Source organism: Vibrio sp. 1641 (assembly GCF_033339995.1).
In the GTDB taxonomy this organism is placed as follows: Bacteria; Pseudomonadota; Gammaproteobacteria; order Enterobacterales; family Vibrionaceae; genus Vibrio; species Vibrio alginolyticus.
Window position 1 is genome coordinate 1 of sequence record NZ_JAWOVP010000080.1, and the last position, 886, is coordinate 886.

The following is an 886-nucleotide window of genomic DNA, read 5'->3' on the forward strand; positions in this document are numbered from 1 at the left end:
GAGCCTATATCGTGGACGTGGGACAACAGTACTCAAACGCTGACTGCGAAAACTGCTCACCTGAGCGTTGTTGCTACTGTTGTGCTGAGCGAGCCTTCAGCTTCAGGTCAAGGCTCTTGGGACTATACTATTACTCTGTTTGAGCCACTTGATCATCCTGTTAATGATGTGGAAGACATCATCAACTTTGATTTACAGATTTCTGTAAGTGATGGACAAACAACGACATCTCAAAGCTTAAATGTGGTCGTTGAAGACGATTGCCCATACGTGCCTGTGGTTGTTCAACCCGTTGATGTGTCGCTTACTGATGCACCAATCGTTCTGACAGGGCGTATAGATTTTGCAGGAAGTGAGGCAGATGCAACCAGTCGAACATTTGGGGACGTTGTTGTGACTGCAAACGGTTTTGTGTCTGACGAATCTGTGATGCTGGGAACAGCTGAAATCAATCAATCATCAGAAGGGATTGGCGTTAAAAGTTCTGGTAACAACGGCTTCCAGTTAGAAAACGAAGTCGATTATCGATTCGCGGGTAATGAGGGTGTATCAGAGCAGTTAATCATAGACTTAGGCAATAAAGTTGCTTATGGAGCAGAAATAGAATTTGAGAAAATGTTTGGTGGTGAACTTGAGAAAGGCAGCGCATCTTTTTATAGAGATGGTGTATTAATTGCTCAGCAATCGTTCAGCTCTGACGCAAGCAGTGGTGATTACGCGGCGAATTTCAATGTTCAACAGGGGGGCTTTGATAAAATCATCCTCGAAGCGGCCAGTAATGGCAATGGCCCGGATACTGAAGACAACAGTGACTTTACCGTTAAATCAATAACCTTTACAGGTGCGTACTCCGGCGTGCCAATTGCTAGTGCGGATGGGAACCTCG

At 45.3% G+C, this 886-nt stretch carries 1 pseudogene; it reads left to right on the top strand.

The annotated features are described in order from the left end of the window. A pseudogene (locus R7Z47_RS24265) lies at positions 1-886 on the top strand (calcium-binding protein); the annotation flags it as partial.